22 protein-coding genes are annotated in these 24,945 nt (G+C 67.7%); 7 read left to right on the top strand and 15 right to left on the bottom strand.

Annotated features, from left to right (window positions below; genetic code table 11):
* Positions 1 to 117: 117 nt before the first annotated feature.
* The 5 genes from ABD156_RS12305 to ABD156_RS12285 all read right to left on the bottom strand — a co-directional run bounded on the left by ABD156_RS12305 (position 118) and on the right by ABD156_RS12285 (position 7,611).
* A complete protein-coding gene (locus ABD156_RS12305) occupies positions 118 to 600 on the bottom strand; it encodes a DUF3761 domain-containing protein (protein ID WP_344271000.1) in 483 nt (160 codons plus the stop codon).
* Between the two features lie 66 nt (positions 601 to 666).
* Entirely contained in the window at positions 667 to 3,495 is a 2,829-nt protein-coding gene (locus ABD156_RS12300; RefSeq protein WP_344270997.1) for a hypothetical protein, read from the bottom strand.
* Between the two features lie 203 nt (positions 3,496 to 3,698).
* Positions 3,699 to 4,148: a hypothetical protein gene (locus tag ABD156_RS12295; RefSeq protein WP_344270994.1), complete on the bottom strand. Its 450-nt coding sequence runs from the start codon at positions 4,146 to 4,148 to the stop codon at positions 3,699 to 3,701.
* Positions 4,149 to 4,220: 72 nt separating this feature from the next.
* A complete protein-coding gene (locus ABD156_RS12290) occupies positions 4,221 to 6,392 on the bottom strand; it encodes a 3-hydroxyacyl-CoA dehydrogenase NAD-binding domain-containing protein (RefSeq protein ID WP_344270991.1) in 2,172 nt (723 codons plus the stop codon).
* A gap of 7 nt (positions 6,393 to 6,399) precedes the next feature.
* Positions 6,400 to 7,611, bottom strand: a complete 1,212-nt coding sequence (locus tag ABD156_RS12285; RefSeq protein WP_344270988.1) for an acetyl-CoA C-acetyltransferase — start codon at positions 7,609 to 7,611, stop codon at positions 6,400 to 6,402.
* A 159-nt stretch (positions 7,612 to 7,770) separates the two neighbouring features.
* Between ABD156_RS12285 and ABD156_RS12280 the strand changes: the two genes are divergently transcribed.
* The 4 genes from ABD156_RS12280 to ABD156_RS12265 all read left to right on the top strand — a co-directional run bounded on the left by ABD156_RS12280 (position 7,771) and on the right by ABD156_RS12265 (position 12,821).
* Positions 7,771 to 8,952, top strand: a complete 1,182-nt coding sequence (locus ABD156_RS12280) for a TetR/AcrR family transcriptional regulator (RefSeq protein ID WP_344270985.1) — start codon at positions 7,771 to 7,773, stop codon at positions 8,950 to 8,952.
* A 53-nt stretch (positions 8,953 to 9,005) separates the two neighbouring features.
* On the top strand, positions 9,006 to 10,184 hold the full coding sequence (locus tag ABD156_RS12275) for a low temperature requirement protein A (protein ID WP_344270982.1): 1,179 nt from the start codon (positions 9,006 to 9,008) through the stop codon (positions 10,182 to 10,184).
* 101 nt (positions 10,185 to 10,285) lie between these two features.
* Complete coding sequence (locus tag ABD156_RS12270; protein ID WP_344272290.1) at positions 10,286 to 11,581, top strand: acyl-CoA dehydrogenase family protein; 1,296 nt, start codon at positions 10,286 to 10,288, stop codon at positions 11,579 to 11,581.
* 28 nt (positions 11,582 to 11,609) lie between these two features.
* Positions 11,610 to 12,821, top strand: coding sequence for an acyl-CoA dehydrogenase family protein (locus tag ABD156_RS12265; protein ID WP_344270979.1), 1,212 nt, complete (start codon positions 11,610 to 11,612; stop codon positions 12,819 to 12,821).
* 247 nt (positions 12,822 to 13,068) lie between these two features.
* Here the strand turns inward: ABD156_RS12265 and ABD156_RS12260 are convergent, their stop codons facing one another.
* On the bottom strand, positions 13,069 to 13,206 hold the full coding sequence (locus ABD156_RS12260; RefSeq protein WP_344270976.1) for a hypothetical protein: 138 nt from the start codon (positions 13,204 to 13,206) through the stop codon (positions 13,069 to 13,071).
* Between the two features lie 174 nt (positions 13,207 to 13,380).
* Between ABD156_RS12260 and ABD156_RS12255 the strand changes: the two genes are divergently transcribed.
* The gene (locus tag ABD156_RS12255) at positions 13,381 to 13,737 is read left to right on the top strand and encodes a bleomycin resistance protein (RefSeq protein WP_344270973.1); all 357 of its coding nucleotides are present in this window, start codon (positions 13,381 to 13,383) and stop codon (positions 13,735 to 13,737) included.
* Here the strand turns inward: ABD156_RS12255 and ABD156_RS47805 are convergent.
* The 3 genes from ABD156_RS47805 to ABD156_RS12240 form a co-directional block, all read right to left on the bottom strand.
* Positions 13,656 to 14,480 carry a hypothetical protein gene (locus tag ABD156_RS47805; protein WP_377926930.1) on the bottom strand — a complete coding sequence of 275 codons (825 nt, stop codon included), beginning with the start codon at positions 14,478 to 14,480 and terminating at the stop codon, positions 13,656 to 13,658. The genes ABD156_RS12255 and ABD156_RS47805 overlap by 82 nt on opposite strands.
* An 894-nt stretch (positions 14,481 to 15,374) precedes the next feature.
* Positions 15,375 to 16,115, bottom strand: coding sequence for a hypothetical protein (locus ABD156_RS12245; protein ID WP_344270970.1), 741 nt, complete (start codon positions 16,113 to 16,115; stop codon positions 15,375 to 15,377).
* Positions 16,116 to 16,321: 206 nt separating this feature from the next.
* On the bottom strand, positions 16,322 to 16,684 hold the full coding sequence (locus ABD156_RS12240; protein ID WP_344270967.1) for a winged helix-turn-helix transcriptional regulator: 363 nt from the start codon (positions 16,682 to 16,684) through the stop codon (positions 16,322 to 16,324).
* Between the two features lie 75 nt (positions 16,685 to 16,759).
* Between ABD156_RS12240 and ABD156_RS12235 the strand changes: the two genes are divergently transcribed.
* A complete protein-coding gene (locus ABD156_RS12235; protein ID WP_344270964.1) occupies positions 16,760 to 17,686 on the top strand; it encodes an NADP-dependent oxidoreductase in 927 nt (308 codons plus the stop codon).
* Positions 17,687 to 17,693: 7 nt separating this feature from the next.
* On the opposite strand, the gene ABD156_RS12230 is transcribed toward ABD156_RS12235, so the two are convergent.
* Complete coding sequence (locus ABD156_RS12230) at positions 17,694 to 18,641, bottom strand: NADPH:quinone reductase (protein WP_344270961.1); 948 nt, start codon at positions 18,639 to 18,641, stop codon at positions 17,694 to 17,696.
* 108 nt (positions 18,642 to 18,749) lie between these two features.
* Here ABD156_RS12230 and ABD156_RS12225 point away from each other — a divergent pair, with 108 nt between their 5' ends.
* Entirely contained in the window at positions 18,750 to 19,145 is a 396-nt protein-coding gene (locus ABD156_RS12225) for a hypothetical protein (RefSeq protein WP_344270958.1), read from the top strand.
* Here the strand turns inward: ABD156_RS12225 and ABD156_RS12220 are convergent.
* From ABD156_RS12220 to ABD156_RS12200, 5 genes are all read right to left on the bottom strand, one after another.
* Complete coding sequence (locus ABD156_RS12220; RefSeq protein WP_344270955.1) at positions 19,134 to 20,192, bottom strand: alpha/beta fold hydrolase; 1,059 nt, start codon at positions 20,190 to 20,192, stop codon at positions 19,134 to 19,136. The two genes, ABD156_RS12225 and ABD156_RS12220, sit on opposite strands and share 12 nt — an antisense overlap.
* 103 nt (positions 20,193 to 20,295) lie before the next feature.
* Complete coding sequence (locus tag ABD156_RS12215; protein ID WP_344270952.1) at positions 20,296 to 21,162, bottom strand: SDR family oxidoreductase; 867 nt, start codon at positions 21,160 to 21,162, stop codon at positions 20,296 to 20,298.
* A gap of 60 nt (positions 21,163 to 21,222) precedes the next feature.
* A complete protein-coding gene (locus ABD156_RS12210; protein ID WP_344270949.1) occupies positions 21,223 to 21,732 on the bottom strand; it encodes a GNAT family N-acetyltransferase in 510 nt (169 codons plus the stop codon).
* A gap of 71 nt (positions 21,733 to 21,803) precedes the next feature.
* Positions 21,804 to 22,961 carry an acyl-CoA dehydrogenase family protein gene (locus tag ABD156_RS12205; protein ID WP_344270946.1) on the bottom strand — a complete coding sequence of 386 codons (1,158 nt, stop codon included), beginning with the start codon at positions 22,959 to 22,961 and terminating at the stop codon, positions 21,804 to 21,806.
* The gene (locus tag ABD156_RS12200) at positions 22,958 to 24,943 is read right to left on the bottom strand and encodes an acetyl/propionyl/methylcrotonyl-CoA carboxylase subunit alpha (RefSeq protein ID WP_344270943.1); all 1,986 of its coding nucleotides are present in this window, start codon (positions 24,941 to 24,943) and stop codon (positions 22,958 to 22,960) included. Before ABD156_RS12200 ends, ABD156_RS12205 begins: the two co-directional genes overlap by 4 nt.
* Between the last annotated feature and the right edge of the window lie 2 nt (positions 24,944 to 24,945).

The raw sequence follows: 24,945 nt of genomic DNA, 5'->3' as shown, positions 1-24,945 counted from the left end.
CGTATGCCGTACCGGATTCGCACGCTACCGGGCGGGGCGGGCGGAACGGGCGGTTCGTGATCGATCCGACTTAGCGGACTGGTCCGTTTGGCCCAGCGCTTGCTTGGGCCGGCGGGTTCAGAGCCACTGTTTGACGCCGCCGTGTCCGGAGCAGGTGCCGGAACGGTGCTGGCTATAGCTGTAACTGCCGTCCTTGCACTGCGCGGTCGCGCCGGAGGGGTTCGAGTCCGGGCGGTGGACGCAGTTTCCGGAGGAGTTGCGGTAGTAGTCAGCACCGCAGTCGGCGGGCGCGGGGTCCGGTGCTGGCTGCTCCTTGGGCGTGGTGACTCGCGGCGCGGCCTGGGTTTTCGGTGCCATCTTGGGCTTTGCCACCGTGGTCGGCGGCGCGACCGGCGGCGCGACCGGCGGCGTGGTGACCGGGACCGCGATCGAGGTCGACGGGGCCGTCAGCGTTGCCGAGGTTTCCGGTGCGCTGTAGCTCGTAGTCGGCGGCGGCGAATACTCGCTTGTGACAGCCGACGGTGCGTTGCCGGTCGGCGCCGCTCCGCATCCGGCGACCAGAACGCCTACGGCCAAAGCCATCCCCAGTTTCCGCAGCATGCGGTGCCTCCTCGCAATCCAGACAATCGAGGAGGTCGGGAATCCGCGGAAAACTGTTACAGCGGCTCAGCCGTCCGCCGGGCACCAAGGATCCGGCGCCCGGACGACCGCCTTCCCGCAGAAGCCCTGCAAAGCCGGGTCGACCTCGCCGCCTTGGACCTGCAGTACCGCGAGTGGTTTGTCCTGCGGGACGTGTCTGCCGATGTCGCCGCCGTAGTCGATGGTGCCGCTGACGCCCTCGATGTATTTGTTGGTCTGGTTCGCATCCGGCCGCGAGGTGTGGATCGCGGTGATCTCGCGCCACACCGCGCCTGGCGTCACCGGGATGTTCGATGACGTCTCGCGTAGGTACGCGGTCGCGGTGATCATCACCAGTGCGGCGTCGTAGGACAGCGCGGCGTGACCGTCGAACGACCGGCCTTTCTCGGTGTGCTCGAAGGCGAACTTGGCGTTGAGCGTGGCGTAGAAGTCGCGCGCGAGGCCCTTCGCCGGTGTGGCTGGTGCGTTCGCGAGCGCGAGATAGTAGTACGGCAGCGCGCGGTTGCGTTCTCGCGCAACGGAATCCGCGACGAAACGCGAGACGTCGTCGTCGCCGATGATGGTCGCGGTGCTGCCGCACTGTGCGGCTCCGGCGAGGAACGCCCCGAAGTCGGGGACGCCTCGGCCGGCGAAAAACGCGTCGCCGTCGTAGGAACAGCTGTCCCGCCCGGCCGCTCCTGCGTTGCCGACATTCCGGTAGCCGTCCCGCAGGTGCGCGGATTTTCCGGCTGGCCCGCCGTCCGGCTCGAACGCGCGCGCTTCGACCGTGAAACCCTTCTGCTTAAAGGCTGCCAGCACGTCGTCGCGGAGGTTCATGCTGTAGAAATCGGCGTCGTCGTCGGGATAGTAGACCCGCAGCGACCGGGGGCCGGGCCGTTGGGCGGCGAACGCCGCGGCCACCGCGGCTTCCCGGCGGTTCTGCGGCGCGACCTGGAAGTAGATCGGATTCTGGTCCGCGAGCTGGTCGGCGGTGAGCGTCGCGGCGACCACCGGAATGCCCGCGTCGCCGAGCGCGCGGATCGTGTCGGACGTCGGCGCGCTGCTCATGTCGAGCCCGACCACGCCGACGATGCTGGGGTCCTGTTTCGCCATCTCCAGCAGCGTCTTCGAGACCGCGGCTCCCTGCAGCATTCCCTTGCCGCCGTTGGCGATCAGCATGCGCACGATCGGTTCGGCCGCGGCGGTCGCGTCGAGTTGCCGCGACTGTGCGACGGCGAAGCCCTCCAGCGATTCCCGTTCCGCGGTGAGGCCTTCGGCGGTGCCGTTCGACGACGTCAGCGCCTCCAGGTCGACCAGCGTGATGTACGGCCGTTCCGGATGCTGCCGGTGCAGTTCTTCGGCCCGCCGGTTCTGGTCCGCGATCACGGCTTCGACCTGCTGGATCGTCCCCTCTTTGTCGAGCGGGGAGAACAGCGTGAAGGTGCCGTCGGACACTCCGACGCACTGGTCGTCCACCCGCGCCAGCCACTCGCTCGAGGTGCCGCAGTGACTGTCCAGAAAGGACTGATAGCGCACCACGGCGAACCCGGCGACCAGCGCGAGCACCACCGCGGGCACCCCGGCCCGGACCCAGCGCGTCGTCCACCACGCTGCCCGGGCGCGTCCGCCGGACAGGTCGTAGTGCTCGCCGAGCGCCAGCATTCGCTTGCGCACCTCGGTTTTTTCGGTTTCGGTGTGCGGCGCGTCGAGACCGATCGGCAGGTACCACGCGGTGGGGCGGCGGGCCCGCCGGTCCGCGCTGAGCCGGTTCTGCCACACCCGGTACGCGTCGGCGGAATCGGCGGCGTAGTACTTCGGCCGGTCCTCGCTCGGCGCGGCGTCCGGCGGCGGCGCCTGGCTCGCGCTCACCACAAGCAGCGGGTCGAAGAGGCCGACCTGGTTGCGGACCTCGTTGATCAGGTCGAGCAGCCGGTACCCGCCGTTGGCCGGGCCGACCTCGTCGAGCAGCAGCACCGGATACGTCATCCGGCGCCGCCGCCAAAACTGCCACGGCCGCAGCCGGTACTCGCGGCGCAGGTCCTCCAGGAACGCGTTGACCAGCAGCCGCGAAACGTACTGGGGCGACTCGTGCTGCCATTCGCCGTCGGTGAGCCGCATCGCGAAGCGGACGAAGCTGCCGGACATCTCCGGCGCGAGATGCGGCTGGCGCAGGAACCACCGGTACCGCCCGGACAGGCCCGGCACGCGCCCGGTGACAGCGAGCCGGAAGAAGCCGATCGTCAGCCAGCGCAACAGCAGCAACGGAAACCGCCACGCCGGATGCTGCGGCACCAACTCGCGGCTGACGCTGTCGATGGCCGAGCGGAAGCGGACCAGCAGGCCGTTCTCCTGCAGTTCGCGCAGCAGGATTGCTTCGGTATCGGTTTCGCCGTCCGGAAACCGCTTCGCCATGAGCTGGTCGACGAGCGTGAACAGCCGGAACCGCAAGCGGCTTTCCCGCGTGCGAGAACTGCGGACGAGGGTGTTGCGGACGCGCCACAGAATGTCGCGCACCACCTCGACGGTCGCCTCGGTGGCCTTGCCCGGCGGGTCGACGTCCGGCCGATCAGCGAGCGAGAGGTAGACAGAACGCACCGTGCCCGCCGGTTTCGCGTTCTGCAACCGCGAGCCCAGCTCCTCAAGCGCCCCCTCGCGCGCGTCGCCGACGAGACACACCATGGGCAGCCCTCGCCGCCCCGCGCGTTCCCGGTGATAACCGCGCCGCCATTCTCCGTCGTCCTGCAATTCGCGCGGCCGGTCGCCGACGCGGGGCCGCTGATAAAGCGCCCCGATGAGTTTGACAAGCCGATCTGCCCCAGCGAACGCGAGTTGTTCCCCAGCGACGGCCACCGTCTGGTCCATGCCGAAGTAAACCACGCGGCTCCGGGGACGGGTCCCGGAATTGTGCCGTCATGGCAACGGTTTCCCGGTTTTCCGCGGGCGGCTTGCGGCCGTTCGGGTGGCGGCGGGTTCAGCCGTTCGCGGGACGCGTGGTTGCGCTGAGCGACGGGTCCCCCGGCGAGCATTGATCAATTTCCCGTCTTGCTACGAAAATCGTAGATCAATTCACGAACAGGGAATTAATTGTTCGCGAGGCGGGCGATCGTTCCCAGCAATCTCCGCATGCCGACCGCGTGCCCACCGCTTCCGATGACGAGCAAGCGGTAACCAGACCCGAATATTCCAGGAAACCGGGCGCGGCTCTCGGCGCGGACCAAGGTCTGTCCATCCGAGACAGCTTCGAGCCGGAAGGTAAGGCGGTACTCAGAAAACCGATGCCGCCCGGCAAGCACGAGCAGCTCGTGCGGTTCGGCCGCGACGACCCGGAAGCCGGGAACAGTCGAGCCTTCAGCGAGCGGACGAGGGCCGGCTGCTTTCCAGTCGGCGGCGCCGACCGCCCAGGCGTAGCCAGTCGCCAATCGGCCGGAGACGCGCTCGACGACCTGGTTGATCGCCCGCCAGGTCGCCTCGGCGTCCGCCCGCACGACGACCCGATGTTCGTCCAACACCGGCAGCTGCTGTTCCGTCATCGTCACCTCCGCGAAAAACGGGGCCGCGCCAGGGAAAACCCCGGAGCGGCCCCGCTGCCACAAGCTCAGGCCTTATTCGTAAATCTCGCCCTTGGCGGCCTTCTCCACCAGCGACTGCGGCGGCTCGAAGTGGCTGCCGTACCGCGCCGCCAGTTCGCGAGCCCGGTCCACGAAGCCCTGCAGCCCGCCCGAGTACTGGTTGATGTACTGGATCACGCCGCCGGTCCAGGCCGGGAAGCCGATACCGAAGATGGACCCGATGTTGGCGTCCGCGACCGTGGTCAGGACGCCCTCGTCGAAGCACTTCACCGTTTCCAGCGCCTCGGCGAAGAGCATGCGCTCCTTGAGGTCCTCGAACGGCACGTCCGCCGAACCCGAGCCGAACGCCTCGCGCAGACCCGGCCACAGACCGGTGCGCTTGCCGTTCTCGTCGTACTCGTAGAAGCCCGCTCCGGTGGAGCGGCCCTTGCGGTCGTACTTGTCGAGCATCGTGTCGATGACGGCCTCGGACGCGTGCGGCGTCCAGGTGCCGCCCTCGGCCTCGATCGCGGCGCGGGTTTCCGCCCGGATCTTGCGCGGCAGCGTCAGGGTCAGCTCGTCCATCAGCTGCAGCGGCGGCGCCGGGTAGCCGGCCTGCGAACCCGCCTGCTCGATCGACGCCGGCTCGACGCCCTCGCCCAGCGCGGCCACGGCCTCGTTGATGAAGGTGCCGATGACCCGCGAGGTGAAGAAGCCGCGGCTGTCGTTGACGACGATCGGGGTCTTGCGGATCTGCAGGGTGTAGTCGAAGACCTTCGCCAGCGTGGCCGGCGACGTCTTCTCCCCGCAGATGATCTCGACCAGCGGCATCTTGTCCACCGGCGAGAAGAAGTGGATCCCGATGAAGTCCTCGGTCCGCTGCACGCCCTCGGCCAGCGCGGTGATCGGCAGGGTCGAGGTGTTGGAGCCCAGCACCGCGTCCGCGTTGACGATGCTCTCGATCTCGCCGAACACCTTGTGCTTCAGCTCGACGCTCTCGAACACGGCCTCGATCACGAAGTCGACGCCCGCGAAGTCGGCCGGGTCGGCGGTCGGCTTGATCCGCGCCAGCAGCGCGTCCGACTTCTCCTGCGTGGTCTTGCCGCGCGAGAGCGCCTTCTCCTCGAGCTTGACCGCGTAGCCCTTGCCCTTGTCGGCCGCCTCCTGCGAGACGTCCTTGAGCACGACGTCAATGCCCGCCTTCGCAGACACGTACGCGATCGCGGCACCCATCATCCCGGCGCCGAGCACGCCGACCTTCTTGGCCGTGTACTTCTCGAACCCGTCCGGACGCGAACCGCCGGAGTTGATCGACTGCAGGTCGAAGAAGAACGCCTTGGTCATGTTCTTCGAAACCTGCCCGATGGCCAGGCTCACGAAGTAACGCGTCTCGACCTGGATCGCGGTGTCGAAGTCGACCTGCGAACCCTCGATCGCGGCGGCGAGGATCGCGCGCGGCGCGGGCATCGGCGCGCCCTTGAGCTGCTTGCGCAGGTTCGCCGGGAACGCGGGCAGGTTCGCCGCGAAGCTCGGGTTCGACGGGGTGCCGCCCGGGATCTTGTAGCCCTTGACGTCCCACGGCTGCACGCCGCCCTCGGGGTTGGCCTTGATCCACGCCTTCGCGGCGGGCACCAGTTCGTCGACGGTGTCCACGACTTCGTGCACCAGGCCCAGCTCCAGCGCCTTGCGCGGCTTGAGCCGCTGGCCCTGCAGCAGCACGTTCAGCAGCGCGCTCTGGATGCCGAGCAGCCGCACGGTGCGGACCACGCCGCCGCCGCCGGGCAGCAGGCCGAGGGTGACCTCGGGAAGGCCGATCTGGCTGCCCTTGACGTCGGCCGCGATGCGGTGGTGCGTCGCCAGCGCGATCTCGAGACCGCCGCCGAGCGCCGCGCCGTTGATGGCCGCGACGACCGGCTTGCCCAGCTGCTCGAGCCGGCGCATCTGGCCCTTCATCGCGGTGCTGGACGCGGTGATCTCGGCCGCGTGCTCCGGCTGCGCCTGGATCAGGTCGCGCAGGTCGCCGCCGGCGAAGAAGGTCTTCTTCGCCGAGGTGAGCACGACGCCGGCGATGTCGTCCTTCTCCGCCTCCAGCCGGTCCACGGTCGCGGCGAGCGACTCGCGGAAGGCCTGGTTCATCGTGTTGGCCGACTGGTCCGGGTCGTCCAGGGTCAGCGTGACGATGCCGTCGGAATCCTTGTCCCAGCGGATGGTCTTGCTCTCGGTCATCAGGTCCTCACACCCGCTCGATGATGGTCGCGACGCCCATGCCGCCGCCGATGCACAGGGTCACCAGGGCCCGGCGCGCCTCGCGGCGTTCCAGCTCGTCGACCACGGTGCCGACCAGCATCGCGCCGGTGGCGCCGAGCGGGTGGCCCATGGCGATCGCGCCGCCGTTGACGTTGATCTTCTCGTCCGGCAGGTTCAGGTCCTTCTGCCACTTGAGCACGACGGACGCGAACGCCTCGTTGAGCTCCCACAGGTCGATGTCGTCCGGGGTCAGGCCCGCGGTCTTCAGCACCTTCTCGGTGGCCGGCGTCGGACCGGTCAGCATGATCGTCGGCTCGGAGCCGATCGAGGCGGTGGCGACGATGCGCGCCCGCGGCGTGAGGCCGGCCCGCTTGCCCGCTTCCTCGCTGCCGACCAGGACGATGGCGGAACCGTCGACGATGCCGGAGGAGTTGCCGCCGGTGTGCACGTGGTCGATCTTCTCGACCTGGTGGTACTTCTGGAGCGCGACGGCGTCGAACCCGCCCATCTCGCCGATCGTGGTGAAAGCCGGCTTGAGCTTCGCCAGACCCTCCACAGTGGACCCCGGACGGCGGTGCTCGTCGTGGTCGAGGATCGTGACGCCGTTCATGTCCTTCACCGGCACCACGGACTTCGCGAAGTAGCCGCCGGACCAGGCCGCCTCGGCCTTCTCCTGCGAGCGGACCGCGAACGCGTCGACGTCCTCGCGGGAGAAGCCCTCCATCGTCGCGATGAGGTCCGCGCCGATGCCCTGCGGGGCGATGTAGTGGTCGTACGCGGTGGCCGGGTCCATGAACAGCGCGCCGCCGTCCGAACCCATCGGCACCCGCGACATCGACTCGACGCCGCCCGCGATGACCAGCTGGTCCCAGCCGGAACGGACCTTCTGCGCCGCGACGTTCGTGGCTTCCAGCCCGGACGCGCAGAACCGGTTGAGCTGCACGCCCGCGACCGTCTGCGGCAGGCCCGCGACGAGCGCAGCGGTGCGCGCGATGTCCGCGCCCTGCTCGCCCACCGGGGACACGACGCCGAGCACGATGTCGTCGATCGCCTGCGGGTCGAGGTTCGGGTGGCGGACCTTCAGCTCTTCGATGAGGCCGACCACCAGGTCGACCGGCTTGGTGCCGTGCAGGGCACCGCCCTTGTTCTTGCCCCGGGGCGTGCGCAACGCCTCGTAGATGTAGGCCTCGCTACTCACTGAACACTCCTCCGCGAAGCGGCGTGGTTGGACACTGCGGTGTATCTCGCCGCCGACTATACCGGCCAGTAGGTGCTAATGGCCATTAACATAAGCCCGATGAACCCCATGGTGTCAATGGGTTGCCGTAGTTTCGATTCACGCTATGGTCAGTTCACCATGAGTACGTCTCCCTCCCGCGGCACGCGGCCTCGCGACCGCAAGGCCCAGCTCGCCGCCGTGGCGGCCGAGCTGTTCCGCGCGCGGGGGTTCCACGGGGTCGGGATCAATGACATCGCCGCCTCGGCGGGGGTGACCGGGCCGGCACTGTACCGGCATTTCGCCGACAAGCAGGCGATCCTCGCCTACGTCGTGCTGGCCGGGATCGACGACATGGAGTCGGCCACCGCGGCCGCGCTCGCCGATTCCGCGCCGCCGCTGGAGCAGCTGGACGCCCTGCTCACCGGCCTCGCGACGCAGGCGGTCGAGCGCCGGGAGATCGCCGCGCTGTGGCGCTGGGAAGGTCCGCACCTGCCGCGCGAGCAGCGCCGGGAGATCCGCCGCCGGTCCGGCGCGGTGCTCGACGCGTGGACGAAAGCCCTGCTCACACTGCGTCCGGAGCTGTCCGCGGACGAGGCAGAGCTGCTGTGCTGGGCCGCGCTGTCGGTGTTCGGGAGCGTCGCGGTGCACCACACCTCGGTGGCGCGCAAACGCTTCGTGCCGCTGCTGGTCGAACTGGCGCTGGCGGTGCTCAACGTCTCGCTGCCGGTCCCGGCCGAGCCCGTGGCACCGGTCGCGAGCAGCCTCGGCACGCCGTCCCGCCGCGAGCAGGTCCTGAGCGCGGCGACCGGGCTCTTCGCCGAACGCGGCTTCCACACGGTGAGCATGGAAGACATCGGCGCGGCGGCGGGCATCGCCGGGCCCAGCGTGTACCGGCACTTCCCGAGCAAGGCCGCGCTGATGGTCGCGATCGGACACCGCGCGGCGGACCGGCTCGCACTGGCGGCCGAGCAGGCTTTGCAGGCTCCTGACGAACGGGCCGCGCTGGGCCGGCTTGCGGCGTCGTATGTGCACATTCTGCTGCGCACGCCGGAACTGCTGGTGTCGTTCACGGCCGATCGCGTGACCATGCCGGAGCGCGACAAAGCGGATCTGCGACGGGTCCAGCGCGACTATGTCGATCAGTGGGTTTCCTTGCTGTGCGCGGTGTTTCCGGAGCTTCCGGCGCGCGAGGCGAAGATCCGGGTGCACGCCGCGCTGACGATCGCGAACGACCTGAGCCGGACCGGGCGGATCAGGAGCAGGCCTCATCTGCAGACGGAACTGACGGCGGTGCTGCACGCGGTTCTCGGGCTCGACTGAACGCTCTGCGCGAAACCGCCCCTGCCGCTCCCCCGGACGTGTAAGCATCTGCCGTGCCCACGAGACGGTTGCATCTGGTTCGCGCGGACGAAGGCCACCGCGTCACGACCCTCGAGCTTTTCTTCGACCTGGTCTTCGTCTACGCCATCACGCAGACGACCGAGCTGATGTCCGGGCACCTGAGCCTGCTCGGCGTCGGCGAGGGACTGCTGGTGCTGATGGTGCTGTGGTGGTGCTGGTGCAGTTACGCGTGGCTCGGCACCATGATCCACGTCGACCACGGCATCGCGAGGCTGGCGATGTTCGGCGCGATGGCGGTGATGTTCCTCGTCGCGCTCGCGGTGCCGCAGGCGCTCACCAACGAACCGGGCGGGCTCGACGGGCCATTGCTGTTCGTCGCCTGTTACGCCGTCGTGCGGCTGTTGCACATCGTCGCCTACCTCGGCGCGGCGCAGCACGACGCCGAATTGCGCCGGGTGCTTCTGCGGATGTTGCGCGGGTTGCTCCCGAGCCTGGTGCTGCTGGCCGTCGCCGCCGTGGTGGGCGGGCCGTGGCAGCCGGCCCTGTGGGTAGTCGCGCTGGCGGTGGACTACCTCAACGTCTACCTGTCCGGCCCCGCGGGCTGGCGGCTGCATTCGCCCGCGCACTTCGCCGAGCGGTTCGGGCTGATCGTGATCATCGCGCTCGGCGAATCGGTCGTGGCGATCGGCATCGGGATCGGGCACGTGCCGATCACCTGGCTCGTCGCCGGGTCGGCGATCTGCGGGATCGCGCTCGCCGCCGGGATGTGGTGGACGTACTTCGACCTGGTCGCGAACGTCGCCGAGCGCCGGCTCGCCCGCGCCGAGGGCATCGCGCGAACCAAGCTTGCCACCGACTCCTACACCTATCTCCACCTGCCGCTGATCGCCGGAATCGTCCTCGTCGCGCTCGGGCTGAAGAAGACGTTCCTGTCCCTGCACACCAATCCCGCAGACGCGCTGCACGGCGTCGCGCTGTGGGCGCTGACCGGCGGGCTCGCGCTGTACCTGGTCGCGCTCAGCTCGCTTCGGCGACGCAACCTCGGCACCTGGAACCGGCAACGGCTCGTGCTCGCGGCGGTGCTGCTCGCGCTCACGCCGCTGCTCGGACACGTGCCCGCGGCCTTGCTGCTGCTGATCGTCACGGCCTCGGTCCTGCTGCTCATCGCGTTCGAACGCACGTCCCTGGCCAGGCGGCCGGTGGTCGAGTGAGCCGGGCCGCACTGGCGGATTCCGCGTCGCCGCGTTAACCTACTCGCCAGTAGGTAACGCGAGGGAGATGCTGCATGGCTGCGCCAAGGAAACGAGACGCGATGGGCCTCGGCCTGGCCGCGCTCACCCGGTTGGCCGGGAGCAAGGCGATCGACCGGGTCGGGCTGCGCGGACCGGTGCAGAACCTGGTCAAGACGGGAACCCGGAGCGGTTTCCGCGCGGCGGGGGCGGCGACCAGGTCGTTCACCTCGGTCCAGCGGCTGGGCAAGCCGGCTCGGCTGGCGAAGCCGGACGACCGCGGGCTGTTCGACCTGACGCCGGACGAGGACCAGAAACTCATCGTCGAGACGGTCAGCGAGTTCGCCGCCGAGCAGCTGCGCCCGGCCGCCGCGGACGCCGACGAGAAGCTCGCCGCGCCGGAGGGTCTGCTGAGCCGCGCGGCCGAGCTGGGCATCAGCCTCGTCGGCATCCCGGAGGAGCTGGGCGGCGCGGGCACCGAGCGGTCGGTCGTCACGAACGCGCTGGTCGCGGAGGCGCTCGCGCACGGCGACCTCGGACTCGCGGTGGCCGTGCTGGCCCCGTCCGCGGTGAGCACCGCGCTGGTCGCGTGGGGCGACGAGCAGCAGCAGGCCGATTACGTGCCCGCGTTCACCGGCGAGCAGGTGCCGGCCGCGGCGCTCGCGCTGCTGGAGCGGACGCCGCTGTTCGACCCGTTCAAGCCCGCCACCAAGGCGAAGCGCACCCCGAAGGGCTACCAGCTCGACGGCGTGAAGTCGCTCGTCCCGCGCGCGGCGGAGGCGGAACTGTTCCTGGTCTCGGCCGATCTGGAAGGTCGCGGACCGGCGCTGTTCCTGGTCGAATCGTCCAACGCGGGCGTGACGATCGAGTCCGAACCCGCGATGGGCCTGCGCGGCGCGGCGACCGGAAAGCTGCACCTGGAGAAGGTTTCGCTGCCCGCGGGCGCACTGCTCGGCGGCGGCAAGGCGGACGTTTTCACTGAGGTGGTCAGGCTTTCCCGGCTCGGCTGGGCGGCGCTCGCCGCTGGTGTCGGCAAGGCCGTGCTGGACTACGTCGTGCCTTACGTGAACGAGCGGACCGCGTTCGGCGAGCCGATCAGCCACCGGCAGGCGGTCGCGTTCTCGGTGGCGGACATCGCGATCGAGCTGGAAGGCCTGCGCCTGGTCACGCTGCGCGCGGCTTCGCGGGCCGAGCAGGGCAAGGAATACGCGCGGGAAGCGGCGCTCGCCCGGAAGCTCGCGACGGACAAGGGCATGCAGATCGGCAACGCCGGCGTGCAGTTGCTGGGCGGGCACGGGTTCGTGAAGGAGCACCCGGTGGAGCGCTGGTACCGCGACCTGCGGGCGATCGGCGTGATGGAAGGCGCCGTCCTCCTCTGATCCTTTTTCTTGCTCCGAAAGGCAACTCATGATCAACCTGGAAGCTCCGAAGAAGGCCGGCGCGCTGATCAACCAGGCGTACCAGGCCGCGGCCGAGGTGTTCCGGCCGATCTCGCGCAAGTACGACCGCGCCGAGCACACCTATCCGTCCGAATTGGACATGTTCGCCGCGCTGCTGGACGGCCTGAACTCCTCCGGCGAGGGCGGGGCTGGCGCGGCCGGCGTGCGCCGGTCCGAAAAGGACAACGGCCCCAAGGGAAACCGCAACGGCGCCAACCTGAACGTGGTGCTCGGCACGATCGAGATGTGCTGGGGCGACGTCGGCCTGCTGTTGTCCATGCCGCGGCAAGGCCTCGGCAACGCCGCGATTGGGTCGGTGGCGACCGACGAGCAGCTTGAGCGCTTCAAGGGCCTGTGGGCCGCGATGGCGATCACCGAACCCGGCTGCGGTTCGGACTCGGCCGCCATCACCACGACGGCCACCGAAGACGGCGACGACTACATCCTGAACGGCGAAAAGATCTTCGTGACGTCCGGCCAGCGCGCCGACGCCGTTGTGGTCTGGGCGACGCTGGACCGCACGAAGGGCCGCGCCGCGATCAAGTCGTTCGTGGTGGAGAAGGGCACGCCGGGCTTCGAGGTCGTGCGCGTGGAACACAAGCTGGGCATCCGCGCGTCCGACACCGCCGTGCTGCGCTTCGAAAACTGCCGCGTCCCGCGCGAAAACCTCCTGGGCACGCCGGAAATCGACACGGCCAAGGGTTTCGCCGGGGTCATGCAGACCTTCGACAACACCCGCCCACTGGTGGCCGCCATGGCGATCGGCGTCGCGCGTGCGGCACTGGACGAAACCCGCCGGGTCCTGACCGAAGCCGGGGTTGTCATCGACTACGACCGCCCGGCGTTGACGCAGCACGCTGCCGCCGCGACTTTCCTGCAACTGGAAGCGGATTACGAGGCTGCGTATCTGCTGACGCTGGAGTCGGCGTGGATGGCGGACAATCGTGAGCCGAACTCGCTGCAGGCTTCCATGGCTAAGGCGAAGGCTGGCCGGACGGTGGTCGATGTGACGCTGAAGTGCGTCGAGCTTGCCGGGGCGTATGGGTATACGGAGGAATCGCTGCTGGAGAAGTGGTCTCGGGATGCCAAGATCTTGGACATCTTTGAGGGGACGCAGCAGATTCAGCAGCTGATCGTGGCTCGGCGGGTGCTGGGCAAGTCGTCTGCTGAGCTGAAGTAGTTGTGACGTAGCGAAAAGCCGCCCGGTCGCTGCCCCTCCTTGGGGACTCATTGACCGGGCGGCTTTCACACTGGTGGGGACGGTTTCATGATCAGGCCGCCTCCAGGCCGCCATGAAAGGCAGGCCGTCCGAACACCGCCTCGACTGCCCCACGCGCTCGTTAGCGGCTCGACGGGACGAGGTGCGCGTACGTCCGGAGCGTGAAACCCAAGTCCGCGTGGCCAAGGTAGTCCTGACTTGGCTCAAATTAGTGCGCACCGCGGTCGTGGATGCGGGTGAGGGCATCGCGGAGGTCGTCGGGTAGCGGGTCGACGGCGGTGAAGGTGTGCTCGCCGGCCTGGATGTTGATGGTGCGGTAGCGGCGGGTGGTGCGCACGATCTGCACCGCCCTGGCCCCCCGACGCCGTCTTCACCGTGCGCACATACGCCACGAGAGACAGCCTGGAACCGGCCGCGTAGTGCACAGATTTTCGCCGTTCACACGACGAAACCGCAGCTCAACAGCCAGCACCCTACCCAAGATCAGCGATCTTGAGCCAAAGTCAGGTAAGGTGACGAAATGGTCATGCGGGTGGCGGTTCCCGTGCTGCCGTGCCGAGATGTGCAGGCAGCGCGGTCGTACTTCACGGACGTGCTCGGATTCGACACCATATTCACCTGGGAGACCCCACCTAGCTACGCGGCCGTGATCCGCGACTCCGCCGAGTTCCACCTGTACGCCGAAAGCAGCGTCGGCCCGGCCAGGGTGACGGTTATCGTCGACGACGTCGATTCCTGCCACGACGAGCTGCGCGCCCGCGGCGCCGACATCGTCGAGCCACTGGCTGACCGGCCCTACGGGATGCGCGACTTCAACGTACGGACACCCGATGGGCACTTGTTGATCTTTAGCCAGCCGCTCACCGAGTACGGGTGACCATCAGCGGACCAGCCGGAAGAATGCCGGACCTCGTCGACGAACAACGCCGGCTGCTCGAACGCCGCGAAGCGGCCGCCCTTGCCGGGCTCGTTCCAGTACCGGATGTTCGGGAACCGGCGCTCCGCCCACCGCCGAGACGGGCGCTGCAGCTCCTTGGGGAAGACCGAACAGCCGGTGGGTACGGTCACCGGCGCGTCGACCGTTCTAACAAGACTGGAAATTGACTCCCAGTATGCATTCGATGCAACTATCGCACGGTCCAGACCGTCTATAACCAGAATATGCACGTTATCAGTGAGCGCGGCCTCAATGTGACGAAGTAGCGCGTCACCGAGCTGCTGAATATTTATAGACTCAGTTTCCGTGGATTCAACTGTCGTGTCCGCGATTTTCGGAACACGGAACGAAGTACTCCGCTTCCTCAATTTTCGTAGAATCTGCGGGAAATCTTCTTCAGTGAGACCGACCTTCTGCATGGCCTTGAAAAGTTCGCGCAGCTTGCCAATATCCAAGAGTTGGCACGACTGACCAGAAAATAGCGATTCAATAATCCTGATGCAGATAAACAGCTTCCAAGCTGAATCGGAAAGGTGATAGCTGCCAACACCGATCTCAGACGATGAGTTCTTCTTTTCATCAGCAGTGAAGCTAGACTTCTGCAGATCATCCAGGTTAGTCAGTTTAACGAATGAGCCAGCCTCGCCGAATCTCTTTTCAGTATCCAGTTCAAGATAATTCACAACAGCCGATTTGCCACCCCATTCGGTCCAGTGAGCGAAAATACTTCACCAGAAAGTATTCGGGCCGGCAAGCTCCAGAGATCCGTGAATGAGTTATAGAATTTAACCGGATCAATCTCGGCTTCGTTCTCTGCAGCGGACTTCCCGAAGTACAAGCGATCGAACGATTTAGTCATTCAACACTCCAGCCATCAACTGCTTAGCTACGAACGAAGTTGCCGAATTCGACTCCATAAGATATAGGCGCGCCGCCGGTGGCGGCGCGCGCCTGTCGCCTACGTAGCCCCCTCGCCGTGGCGGCCGCATCCGCTTCCGACACGGCGGGCTGCCGCTCCGCTTCGCCCGCCGGCCGGGCGGTGCGGCCGCCACCGGGTCACCTGGCGCAGCACCGCACGTTGGCGGCACACGGGTCCCCAGAGCCAACGTCGGCCTCCTCTGCGAGCGGTCGTGACACACGGGTCGTTCGTGACTCGATCTCCGTTACGCACCGTCGTGAGAGACCTCCATCCCGACGCCTGATCGTGACAACTGCCGGTAGCACCGCGTCAACACCATGAAGCGTGTCTTGACCCGGCATCACCGGCCGCATGCTGGCTTCGTATCGGGATGCAGGGGTAGGTGTGGCTGGCCGCCAGGCCGTCTCCAGGCCGTCAGAGGCCAGGGAGCAGCGACAGACGACGAGAACTAGCGAGACGCATCAGCGCAGCTCAGAGGCCATTTACGGCGGAACGAGCGAGGCCCGCAAATTCCAGCTGAGAAATTCTGGACCTCTTTGAGGGGACGCAGCAGATCCAGCAGCTGATCGTGGCTCGGCGGGTGCTGGGCAAGACCAGCGCGCAGCTCAAGTGATCCAGCCGCTCGGCCCGCTTCACAGAGGCGGGCCGAGCGGTTCTGCTATTCCACCTGCCGCTTCCCGGTGGATTGCCCAAAGAAATACCCCAGCACCAGCAGGAACGCGCTGGACAGCACCTGGTTGATCTCCACCGCGGCGAACATCGCGGCCACTACCGCCAGGCACATGATCAGCAGAATCGCCGCTCCGACGTAGGTCGCGACGGATTCCTTGGCCAGGAAGTTCTGCCACACCTTGGCTTTCCGCTCGTACTTGTCGATGTCGGTGGCCATCGCCGCCGCCTCGACCTCGGCGATGTTCTGGCTGGTTTTCTTCAGCTCGCCGTCGATCTCGTCGGTCTTGCTTTCGAATTCGCCGAGCAACCGGTGGAATTCCTCTTTGGTTCCGGCGTCGTCGACCCCGGACACCGCGTTTCTCAGCTTGCCGATCTCCTGTCCGACGGTCAGTCCGTTGATCAACTCGAGGATCTGCTCACGCCGCTCGAGGGCGATCTTCAAGGCACTGCGATGGGCATTCACCTTGCGCAGAGCGTCCGAACGCCCTTTCGACCCGCTTTCGGTCGCCAGCGCTTCCTTGTGCAGCGCGAGTTTCTTCCGCTGCCGCACGATGACGGCGTCGAGCCGGTCCAGCGACGAACGGAGGTCGTCGACAGACTGCTTCTCGAGCGAGGAGCTGTCGAGCCCGCTGTCGATGAACTCCAGCTCCATTCGCCGTCTCAACCGGCCGTCCCGGTGATCCGGTTCTTCGAACTCGACAACACTGCGATCTTCTGGAACGCTCATAGTTATTGTCCGTTTGATCGAGTTGCGCAGCCCCTCTGCCGCCTGCGGTGACCCACGGATCGAGTGCGACCTGGTGTTTGTTGCGCACCATCCTCAGCTGTCGCCGTTCTGAACCCGAATCGTGACAACAGCAGCAGTGCCACTGATTACGAAAAGCTCAGTCAAGCCAGTAATTAGCTAGCAAAAACGCAGCCAGGAGACCTTATTCAAGCATTTTCGGCGGCCGAATCCAGCGCATCCAGAACCGCGTCCCCATTCGCGCGAGCCCACTCCGTCAGGGTGTGGATCGGCTCGATCAGCGTCGCGCCCAGCGGGGTCAGCTCGTACTCGACGCGCGGCGGCGCCTCGGCATACGCCTGACGCCGGACGAGCCCATGCGCTTCAAGCCGACGCAGCGTCTGGGTGAGCACCTTCCGGGAGATGCCGCCGATCAGCTCGACCAGCGCGCCGTGCCGCACGGGGCCCTCGCTGAGAGCCGCGAGCACGACCACCGTCCACTTGTCGGCGATCAGCTCTACTGCCAGCCGCGCCGGGCAATCGGCGAGGAAGATGCCGCGGGAACCGCTCATGGAGTCCAAGGTACCTGCTGGTACCTATCGGAATCCTAGCCTGGCTTTCGTACCCCTCCAGAAACCAGGAGAGTCATGCGAGTCATCACCCAGCAGAAATTCGGCGGTCCCGAAGTGCTCACCATCGTGGACGCGCCCGAACCCCGCGCGTTGCCGACCGAAGTCCTCGTGCGTGTCAAGGCGATTGGGCTGAATCCGTTGGAAGCACGGCTGCGCGACGGCGAGTTCCCGTTGCTCGGCCAGCCGCCGTTCGTGCTCGGCTGGGACGTCAGCGGCGTGGTCGAAGAGGCGTTGACCTGGCGGTTCCGGCCGGGCGACGAAGTATTCGGCATGCCGTTGTTTCCCCGCGCGGCGGGCGCGTATGCCGAAGCGGTGGCGGCACCGGCGTTGCATCTGGCCCGCAAGCCGGAGAAGCTTTCGCACGTCGAGGCCGCGGCGTTGCCGATTGTCGGGCTGACGGCGTGGCAGGGGCTGGTCGACCTCGGCGGCGTGACGGTGGGCGATCGCGTTCTGATCCACGGCGGTGGCGGCGGGGTCGGGCACGTCGCGATCCAGATCGCGAAAGCGCTTGGTGCGCACGTAATCGCGACGGCCAGCGAGAGCAAACGGGAGTTCGTCGAAGGGCTCGGCGCCGACGAAGTCATCGACTACCAGAAGGTCGACTTCAGTGAAGTGGCGAGCGAAATCGACGTTGTGCTCGACACTCTTGGCGGCGACACCGTCGAGCGGTCCCTCGGCGTGCTCCGGCCCGGCGGGCATCTGGTCACGGCGGTAGCGGAGGACGACACCGAGTTGATCGCGAAATTCGAGTCGGCGGGAATGCGGTTCAGCGGGATCGGGGTCGATCCGGATCCGGTCGCGCTGCGGCAGCTCGTCGCGCTCGTCGAACAGGGCAAGCTCCGGGTCCACGTGCAGGAGACGTTCCCGTTCGAGCGCATCGCCGACGCGCATCGGCTGCTCGACGGCGGCCATCTGCGGGGCAAGGTCGTCCTCACCGTCTGACCTCGATTCAGACCTCCAGCACGATCCGGCCTCGCGCCTCGCCTGATTCCTGCAATCGGTGCGCTTCGGCGGCCGACGACAGGGGCAGGCGAGTGCCGATCCGGGGCCGGAGGATTCCGGTGGACAGTGCCCGGTTCACGACGCGGGCGGCGGAACCCAGCGCGGAGACCCCGGCGTTGCTGATAGCGAAACCGCGGATGCTCGCGTCGCGCGTGTACAACTCGCCGATCGGCAGCGTCGGGCCCGACTGCATTCCGGCCATCGCGACGATGCGGCCGCCACGGGACAAGAGCGGCACTGCCGAAACCAGGTCGTGAACGCCCGCGTTGTCCCACAACAGATCCACGGAGGGGAGTTTGCGATAGAGGTCGGGATCGGCGTAGTCGAAAACCTCGTCGGCACCGCTTTCCCGGCACCACTGCGCGTCTTCGACGCGGGCAGTCGCGATGACGCGCAGGCCGGCGGTGGAAGCAAGTTGGACGACGGCGCTGCCGACTCCGCCGCCCGCGCCGAGCACTGCGATCGTTTCGCCGTAACCGGCGTCGGCGTGCTCGAAAAGGCCCAGATACGCGGTTGCGGCGGTGTGCAGGACGGCGACGGCGTCGTCGGAAACCCCGTCCGGCAAGTGATACAGCCGGTCCTCGGGAACCGCGCAGTACTCGGCGAAGGAACCCTGCCGACCGTCGTGGCCGAGGCTGTTGCACCACACCCGGTCGCCGGGCGCGAAGCGGTTCACCGGCGAGGAAACAACCGTGCCCACCAAGTCCCGGCCGATGACGAACGGGAACGAAACGTCCGTGGGATACGCGCCGGAACGGATGAAGGTGTCGACGTGGTTCACCGCCACCGCGGACACTTTCACCAGCACCTCGCGCGGTCCCGGCTCGGGGTCTGGAAGCTGACCGACCTTGATCTCGGAACTGTCGCCGAGCGACGTCACGTATGCAGCGATCACCGGCTCACGGTACCGCCGGTTTTTCACCGACTTCGCGCGGATATCGGATTGATCTCCGCCGCCCGGAATCCGCGCGCAAAGGCGCGGAAATGCCCTAATCTGCCCGGCATGACCGCTCCGGTGGCGCCGGCCGACCTCAAACAGGCCCGCATCTTCATGTGGATCCAGGTCGCGCTGAGCGCGATCGGGCCGCTGCTGCTGGCCGGGATGGCCGGCGTTTCGCTGGTCGACCTGATCAGCCTCACCCAGCTCTACATCGTGATCACCTACGCGACCGCCATCGCGCTCGCGGTGTGCGCGGTCGTATTGCCGAAGCGCCAGCAATGGGCCTACGTGACCGCCGCGGTCATCGAAGGCCTCCTGGTGCTCAACAGCCTGGTCACGCTGCTCAGCAAGGGCCTGCCCGGCATTCTCCCGCTGATTTTCGCCGGGCTCGCGCTGCGCGCGCTGCTCACCCGCGACGTGCGGACCTGGTTCTTTCCGCAGCAGCCGTCAGCCGGCTGACCGTTCGTCCAGGAATTCGTCGAGGTACCGCCAGGTCGTGCCCCGCGCCCGGCGGCCGGTGAGCACGCCGAGGTGCCCGCCGGGCGCGGTGCGGAACCGGACCTCCGGCGCGTTTTCCAGCAGCTGCACCACGCGTTCCACCGACGCGCGCGGCGCGATGGTGTCGTTTTCGCCCGCCACCACCAGCATCGGCGTCTTCACGTCGGACAGGCTGATCTTGCGCCCGTTCAGGTCGACGGTGCCCTCGGCGAGGTCGTTCGTGCGGAACAAGCGGTGGTACAGCTGGCCGAACGTCCGCCCGGGATAGGCGTACATGTTGCCCATGAAGTGGTCCACCGCCTCGATCTGCGCGAGGTAGTCGCGGTCGTCGAGGTTTTTCAGGATCGCCAGCGGTTTCGTGATTTCCTTGGAGATCCCGGTGGCCCTGAACACCCGGGTGACCAAATAGGACGGTGCGCCGCCGAACACCCGGTACACCGGCGTGAGCAGATGCCCGCCGGTCAGGTCCACGAGCGGGCGGAACGGCGCGACGATCGGGATCGCGGTGAAATCGACCGGCGAGCCGACCGCGGTGATCGATTCGATCGGCAGCTCCGGCTGGTCCGCGCTGACCAGCATCGAGAAAATCCCGCCGAGCGACCACGACACCAGGTGCACGCCCTGTCCGCCGGCGTCCTCGCTGACCTTCCGGATCGCCCTCGGCAGCACCTCGTCGATCCAGTGCTCGATGCCGAGGCGGCGGTCGGAGAACGCGACCATGCCGTAGTCCACGAGGTAGGTCGGCCGCCCGCCCTCGACCAGGTGCTCGATGAGGCTGCAGCCGCGGCGCAGGTCGAAGCACAGCGCGGGCGCGGCCAGCGGCGGCACCAGCAGCACCGGCGGGCCGGAGACCTCCGACGAACCGTGCGTCATCCGGTACACCGACCGGTTGGGTCCCTGGTCGATCAGCACTCGCGGCATCGGCCGCAGATCGGCGACCCCACCCTGGAAAACCTTGCCCACGACGTTGGCCGCCGCGGCAGCCAACCGGGCCGGTGGGGAAACCATTCAGCGCCTCCTGGAACTCGTCGTCTGCCGGGCATCTTGCCGTGCGCGCGGGCGCGGCATCAACACGCCACTCCCGCAAGCACCCGGCAAGCGCATGTCCACATCAGACGCTCCCACCAGGCGGGACGGACGACGGCGCGCTCCGGGCGGCCCGGCTCTCGTACTCGGCGCGCTCGGGCGAATGCGCGGCGGACGCCAGCAACTGGTCGCCGCCGAGCGCGCGCACCAGCCATTCGCCGAACGCGCGCGGGAACAGCCGGGTGATCCGGCCGGTCAGATCGAGCGATTTCGGCACGAAGACGTCAAACTTCGGCCGTTCCAGCGCGTCGACGATTGCTGCCGCGACGTCTTCCGGCCCGACCGATTTGATGAACCGCGCTTCGCCCAGCCCCGACGCGAGTTCCGTGCGCACCACCGCGGGCATCACGCACGACACCTCGACGCCGGTGCCACGCAGTTCCAGGTGCACCGCCTCGGACAGCCCGACCACCGCGTGTTTCGTGGCGCAATACGTGGCCGCCCCGGCGAATCCGGACTTTCCGGCCATCGACGCCACGTTCACGATGTGTCCGCGCCCGCGCGGCTTCATCCGTTTGACCGCCTCGCGCGTGCCGTGCACGACCGCGTGCACGTTGATCTCCAGCAGCCGCCGCGTGGCCGCGTCGTCCTCCTCGTCCAGCGGCGAGAGCGGCATGATGCCGGCGTTGTTGATCAGCACGTCGATCGGCCCGATGGTGCTTTCGACGTCGTCCAGGAACGCGGTGAAGGCGGCCGTGTCGGTGACGTCCAGCGGCGACGCGACCACGTCCGGCCCCAGCTCACCTGCGGTTTTCTCGGCCCGGACCCGGTCGAGGTCGCCGAGCACGAGCCGGGCGCCGCGCCGGTGCAGCGCGGCGGCGGCGGCCGCCCCGATGCCCTGCGCGCCGCCCGTGACGACGACGACCTTCCCAGAGAGCGACTGCCTGGTCATGGCGGACTCCTCGGCCTATTGACATCTAGCCAATATCGTCCTCCGGGTCCGCCCGCGCCGCTATCCCCCAACCCGTTGCTCAAGCACCTGGCCGAGCCAGCCGTCGACGGTGAACTGCTCGGTCGGCTTGAAGCCCTGGCTCTCGTAGTAGCGCGGCAGATCGCCGTCACCGCCCGCCCAGCAGTCGACGCGCACGAGGTCGATCCCGCGCCGTTTCGCCTCGTCCATCGAGTGTTGCAACAGCCGAGAGCCGACCCGGTGCCCGGTGAACTGGCGGGAAGTGATCAGCAGCCGGACGTACAGCTCGGGCTCGTCGACCTGCGGCGCGTACGGCATGGCTTGCCCGAGGATGAGCGCGCCGGCGGGCTTCCCGTCGATCTCCGCCATCCGGAACTCGGGATCGGCCGCGTACTCGCGCACTCGCTCGACCCGCTTCGGGATCTTGCTCCACGGCTCGGTGCCCCATTGGCCCGCGCTGCCCCGCGCGACCAGCCATTCGACGGCGTCGTCAAAAAAACCCAGCACTACGTCTGCGTCTCCGGCAACCCCAGGCCGGATAGTGAACTCCATGGCTCCACCATAAGGATCTGGTGAAGCAGCGCCGCCGGGACTCCGCCCGGACGCCCCGGCGGCGCTGGGTCTCAGGCGCCGACCCCGAGGTGGCGCGCGATCAGCATCTTCTGGACCTCGCTGGTGCCCTCGCCGATCTCCAGGATCTTCGCGTCGCGGTAGAAGCGGCTGACCGGGAATTCGTTCATGAAGCCGTATCCGCCGAAGATCTGCGTGGCGTCGCGGGCGTTGTCCATCGCCGCGTTCGAGGCCACCAGTTTCGCGATCGACGCTTCCTTCTTGAACGGTTCGCCGCGCAGCATCTTCGACGCCGCTTGGTAATACGCCAGCCGCGCGGTGTGCGCGCGCACTTCCATGTCCGCGATCTTGAACTGGATCGCCTGGTACTCGCCGATCCGGTGACCGAACGCGACGCGGTCCTTCGCGTACTTCAGGCATTCGTCCACGCAGCCCTGCGCGAGACCGACGCTCAGCGCCGCGATCGCCACCCGTCCTTCGTCCAAAATGGACAGGAACTGGGCGTAACCGCGGCCCCGCTTGCCGACCAGGTTCTCGGCGGGCACCCGGACGTCCGAAAAGGACAGTTCATGGGTGTCCGAGCAGTTCCAGCCGACCTTCGAGTACTTCGGGGCCACCGCGAAGCCCGGCGTGCCGGACGGGACGATGATCGCCGAGATCTCCTTGCGGCCGTTCTCCATCACGTCGGTGACCGCGGTGACGGTGACCAGCTTCGTGATGTCCGTGCCGGAGTTGGTGATGAACGCCTTGCTGCCGTTGATGATCCACTCGTCGCCGTCGAGGCGGGCGCGCGTGCGGGTGGCCCCGGCGTCGGAACCGCCGCCGGGTTCGGTGAGGCCGAATCCGCCGAGCGCCTCGGCCGTGGTCAGCATGGGCAGCCAGGTTTCCTTCTGCTCCTGGGTGCCGAAGCGGTAGATGGGCATCGCGCCGAGCGAAACCCCCGCCTCCAGCGTGATCGCGACCGAGGAATCGACCCGCGCCAGCTCCTCCAGCGCGAGGCACAGCGCGAAGTAGTCCCCGCCCATGCCGCCGAATTCCTCCGGGAACGGCAGGCCGAACAGGCCCATCTCGCCCATCTTGGCGACCAGCTCGTACGGGAATTCCTCCTTCTCGTACAGCGGGCCGATCACCGGCGCGACCTCCGCCTGCGCGAAGTCCTCGACCGTCTTGCGGAGCGCCTCGTATTCCTCGTCCAGCCGGAAGTCGATCACTGCTTCTCCTCTGCTGCGCTCACGACGGCAAGCGTCTCGTCGAGCGCGACCTGCTGGCCGACCCGCACCGAAAGCTCAGTCACCACACCGTCGATCGGCGCGGTCACGGTGTGCTCCATCTTCATCGCCTCGACGACGAGCAGCGGCGTCCCCGCGCTCACCACGTCGCCTTCGGCCGCCTTCACCACCAGCACCGTTCCCGGCATCGGGCTCTTCACCGGACCAGCGCCCGCCGCCTCGCCGCGCGCGGACAGCGTGAATTCCTGGTCGGCGAACGCGAACGACTTGCCTTCGCGGGCCAGCCACACTGTCCGTTGTGGACCGTCGGCGCAGCGATACCGCTCGACACCGTTGGCCCGGCGCACCTCGAGCAGATCGCCCTCGCGGCGGGCGGAAACGCGCACCGGCTCCGCGTCGTCCACCTGCACCGAAGCGTCCGACGGCGTGCCCTCGACCCGTACGACGGCCTGGTTTTCCCCAGTCCGCAAGCGGAAAGTGACCCCGCCGGGACCGCTGAGCCGCCAGCCGTTCGGGATGTCCCACGGGTCCACGACCGCGCCCGTCGGCTGCAGCGAAATCAGCCGATCCATGGCCGCGGCGACGAAAAACCCGGCCGGGACTTCCGAAGAGACCAATTCGGACAGTCGCCGGTCCACCAGTTCGGTGTCCAGCTTTCCGGCGCGCACGTCCTCGTCGGCCAGCAAACCGCGCAGGAACGCGATGTTCGTGCCGAGGCCGAGCAACGCGGTGTCTGCCAGCGCTCGGTCGAGCTTCTGCAGCGCCGACGCCCGGTCCGGGCCGTGCGCGATGATCTTCGCCAGCATCGGGTCGTAATTCGACCCGACCACCGCGCCGACCGACATCCACGAGTCCACTCGCACGCCGTCGCCGGAGGGCTCGTGCACGGCCAGCACCGTGCCGCCGGTCGGGATGAAACCGCGCGCCGGATCCTCGGCGTAGACCCGGGCTTCGACCGCGTGCCCGTCGAGGCGCACGTCGTCCTGCGTCAGTCCGAGTGGCTCCCCTGCCGCCACCCGCACCTGCCAGGACACCAGGTCGAGTCCGGTCACCATCTCGGTAACCGGGTGCTCCACCTGCAGCCGGGTGTTCATCTCCATGAAGAAGAACTCGTCCGGGTTGTGCGCGGACATGATGAACTCGACCGTGCCCGCGCCGACGTAGCCGACCGACCGCGCGGCTTCCGCGGCCGCCGCGCCCATTTTCGCCCGCGTGGCCTCGTCCAGGAGCACCGACGGCGCTTCTTCGATGATCTTCTGGTGGCGTCGCTGCAGGCTGCACTCGCGCTCGCCGAGGTGCAGCACGGTGCCGTGCGTGTCGGCCAGCACCTGGATCTCGATGTGCCGCGGCGTGGTGACAAACCGCTCCATCAGCAACGTGTCGTCACCGAAAGAACTCTTCGCTTCCCTGCGCGCGGACTCGATCGCAGCGTCCAGTTCGGACTCTTCGTGCACCAGGCGCATGCCCTTGCCGCCACCGCCCGCGGACGGCTTCAGCAGCAGCGGATACCCGACTTTCGCCGCCGCTTCGGCGAACCCGCCCTCCGGAATGTCCACATCGGACGCACCAGGCACCACCGGAACCCCGGCCGCGGACACCGTGGCCTTCGCCCGGATCTTGTCGCCCATTTTGTCGATCGCTTCCGGCGGCGGGCCGATGAACACCAGCCCGGCCTCCGCGCAAGCCCGCGCGAACGCGGTGTTCTCGGCGAGGAAACCATAGCCGGGATGCACCGCCTGCGCGCCGGTTTCCGTTGCCGCCGCGACAATCGCCGGAATCGACAAGTAGCTCTTCGCCGCTTCGGCCGGGCCGAGGCGCACCGCGGTGTCAGCCTCGCGCACGTGCCGGGCATCGGCGTCCGCGTCGCTGTACACCGCGACCGAACGGATCCCGAGCGCACGCAGCGACCGGATCACGCGAACCGCGATCTCCCCGCGGTTGGCAACCAGAACAGTGTCGAACACGC

It is taken from the genome of Amycolatopsis albidoflavus (genome assembly GCF_039525725.1).
Lineage (GTDB): Bacteria > Actinomycetota > Actinomycetes > Mycobacteriales > Pseudonocardiaceae > Amycolatopsis > Amycolatopsis albidoflava.
This window is presented reverse-complemented; position numbering and strand designations above follow the sequence as displayed.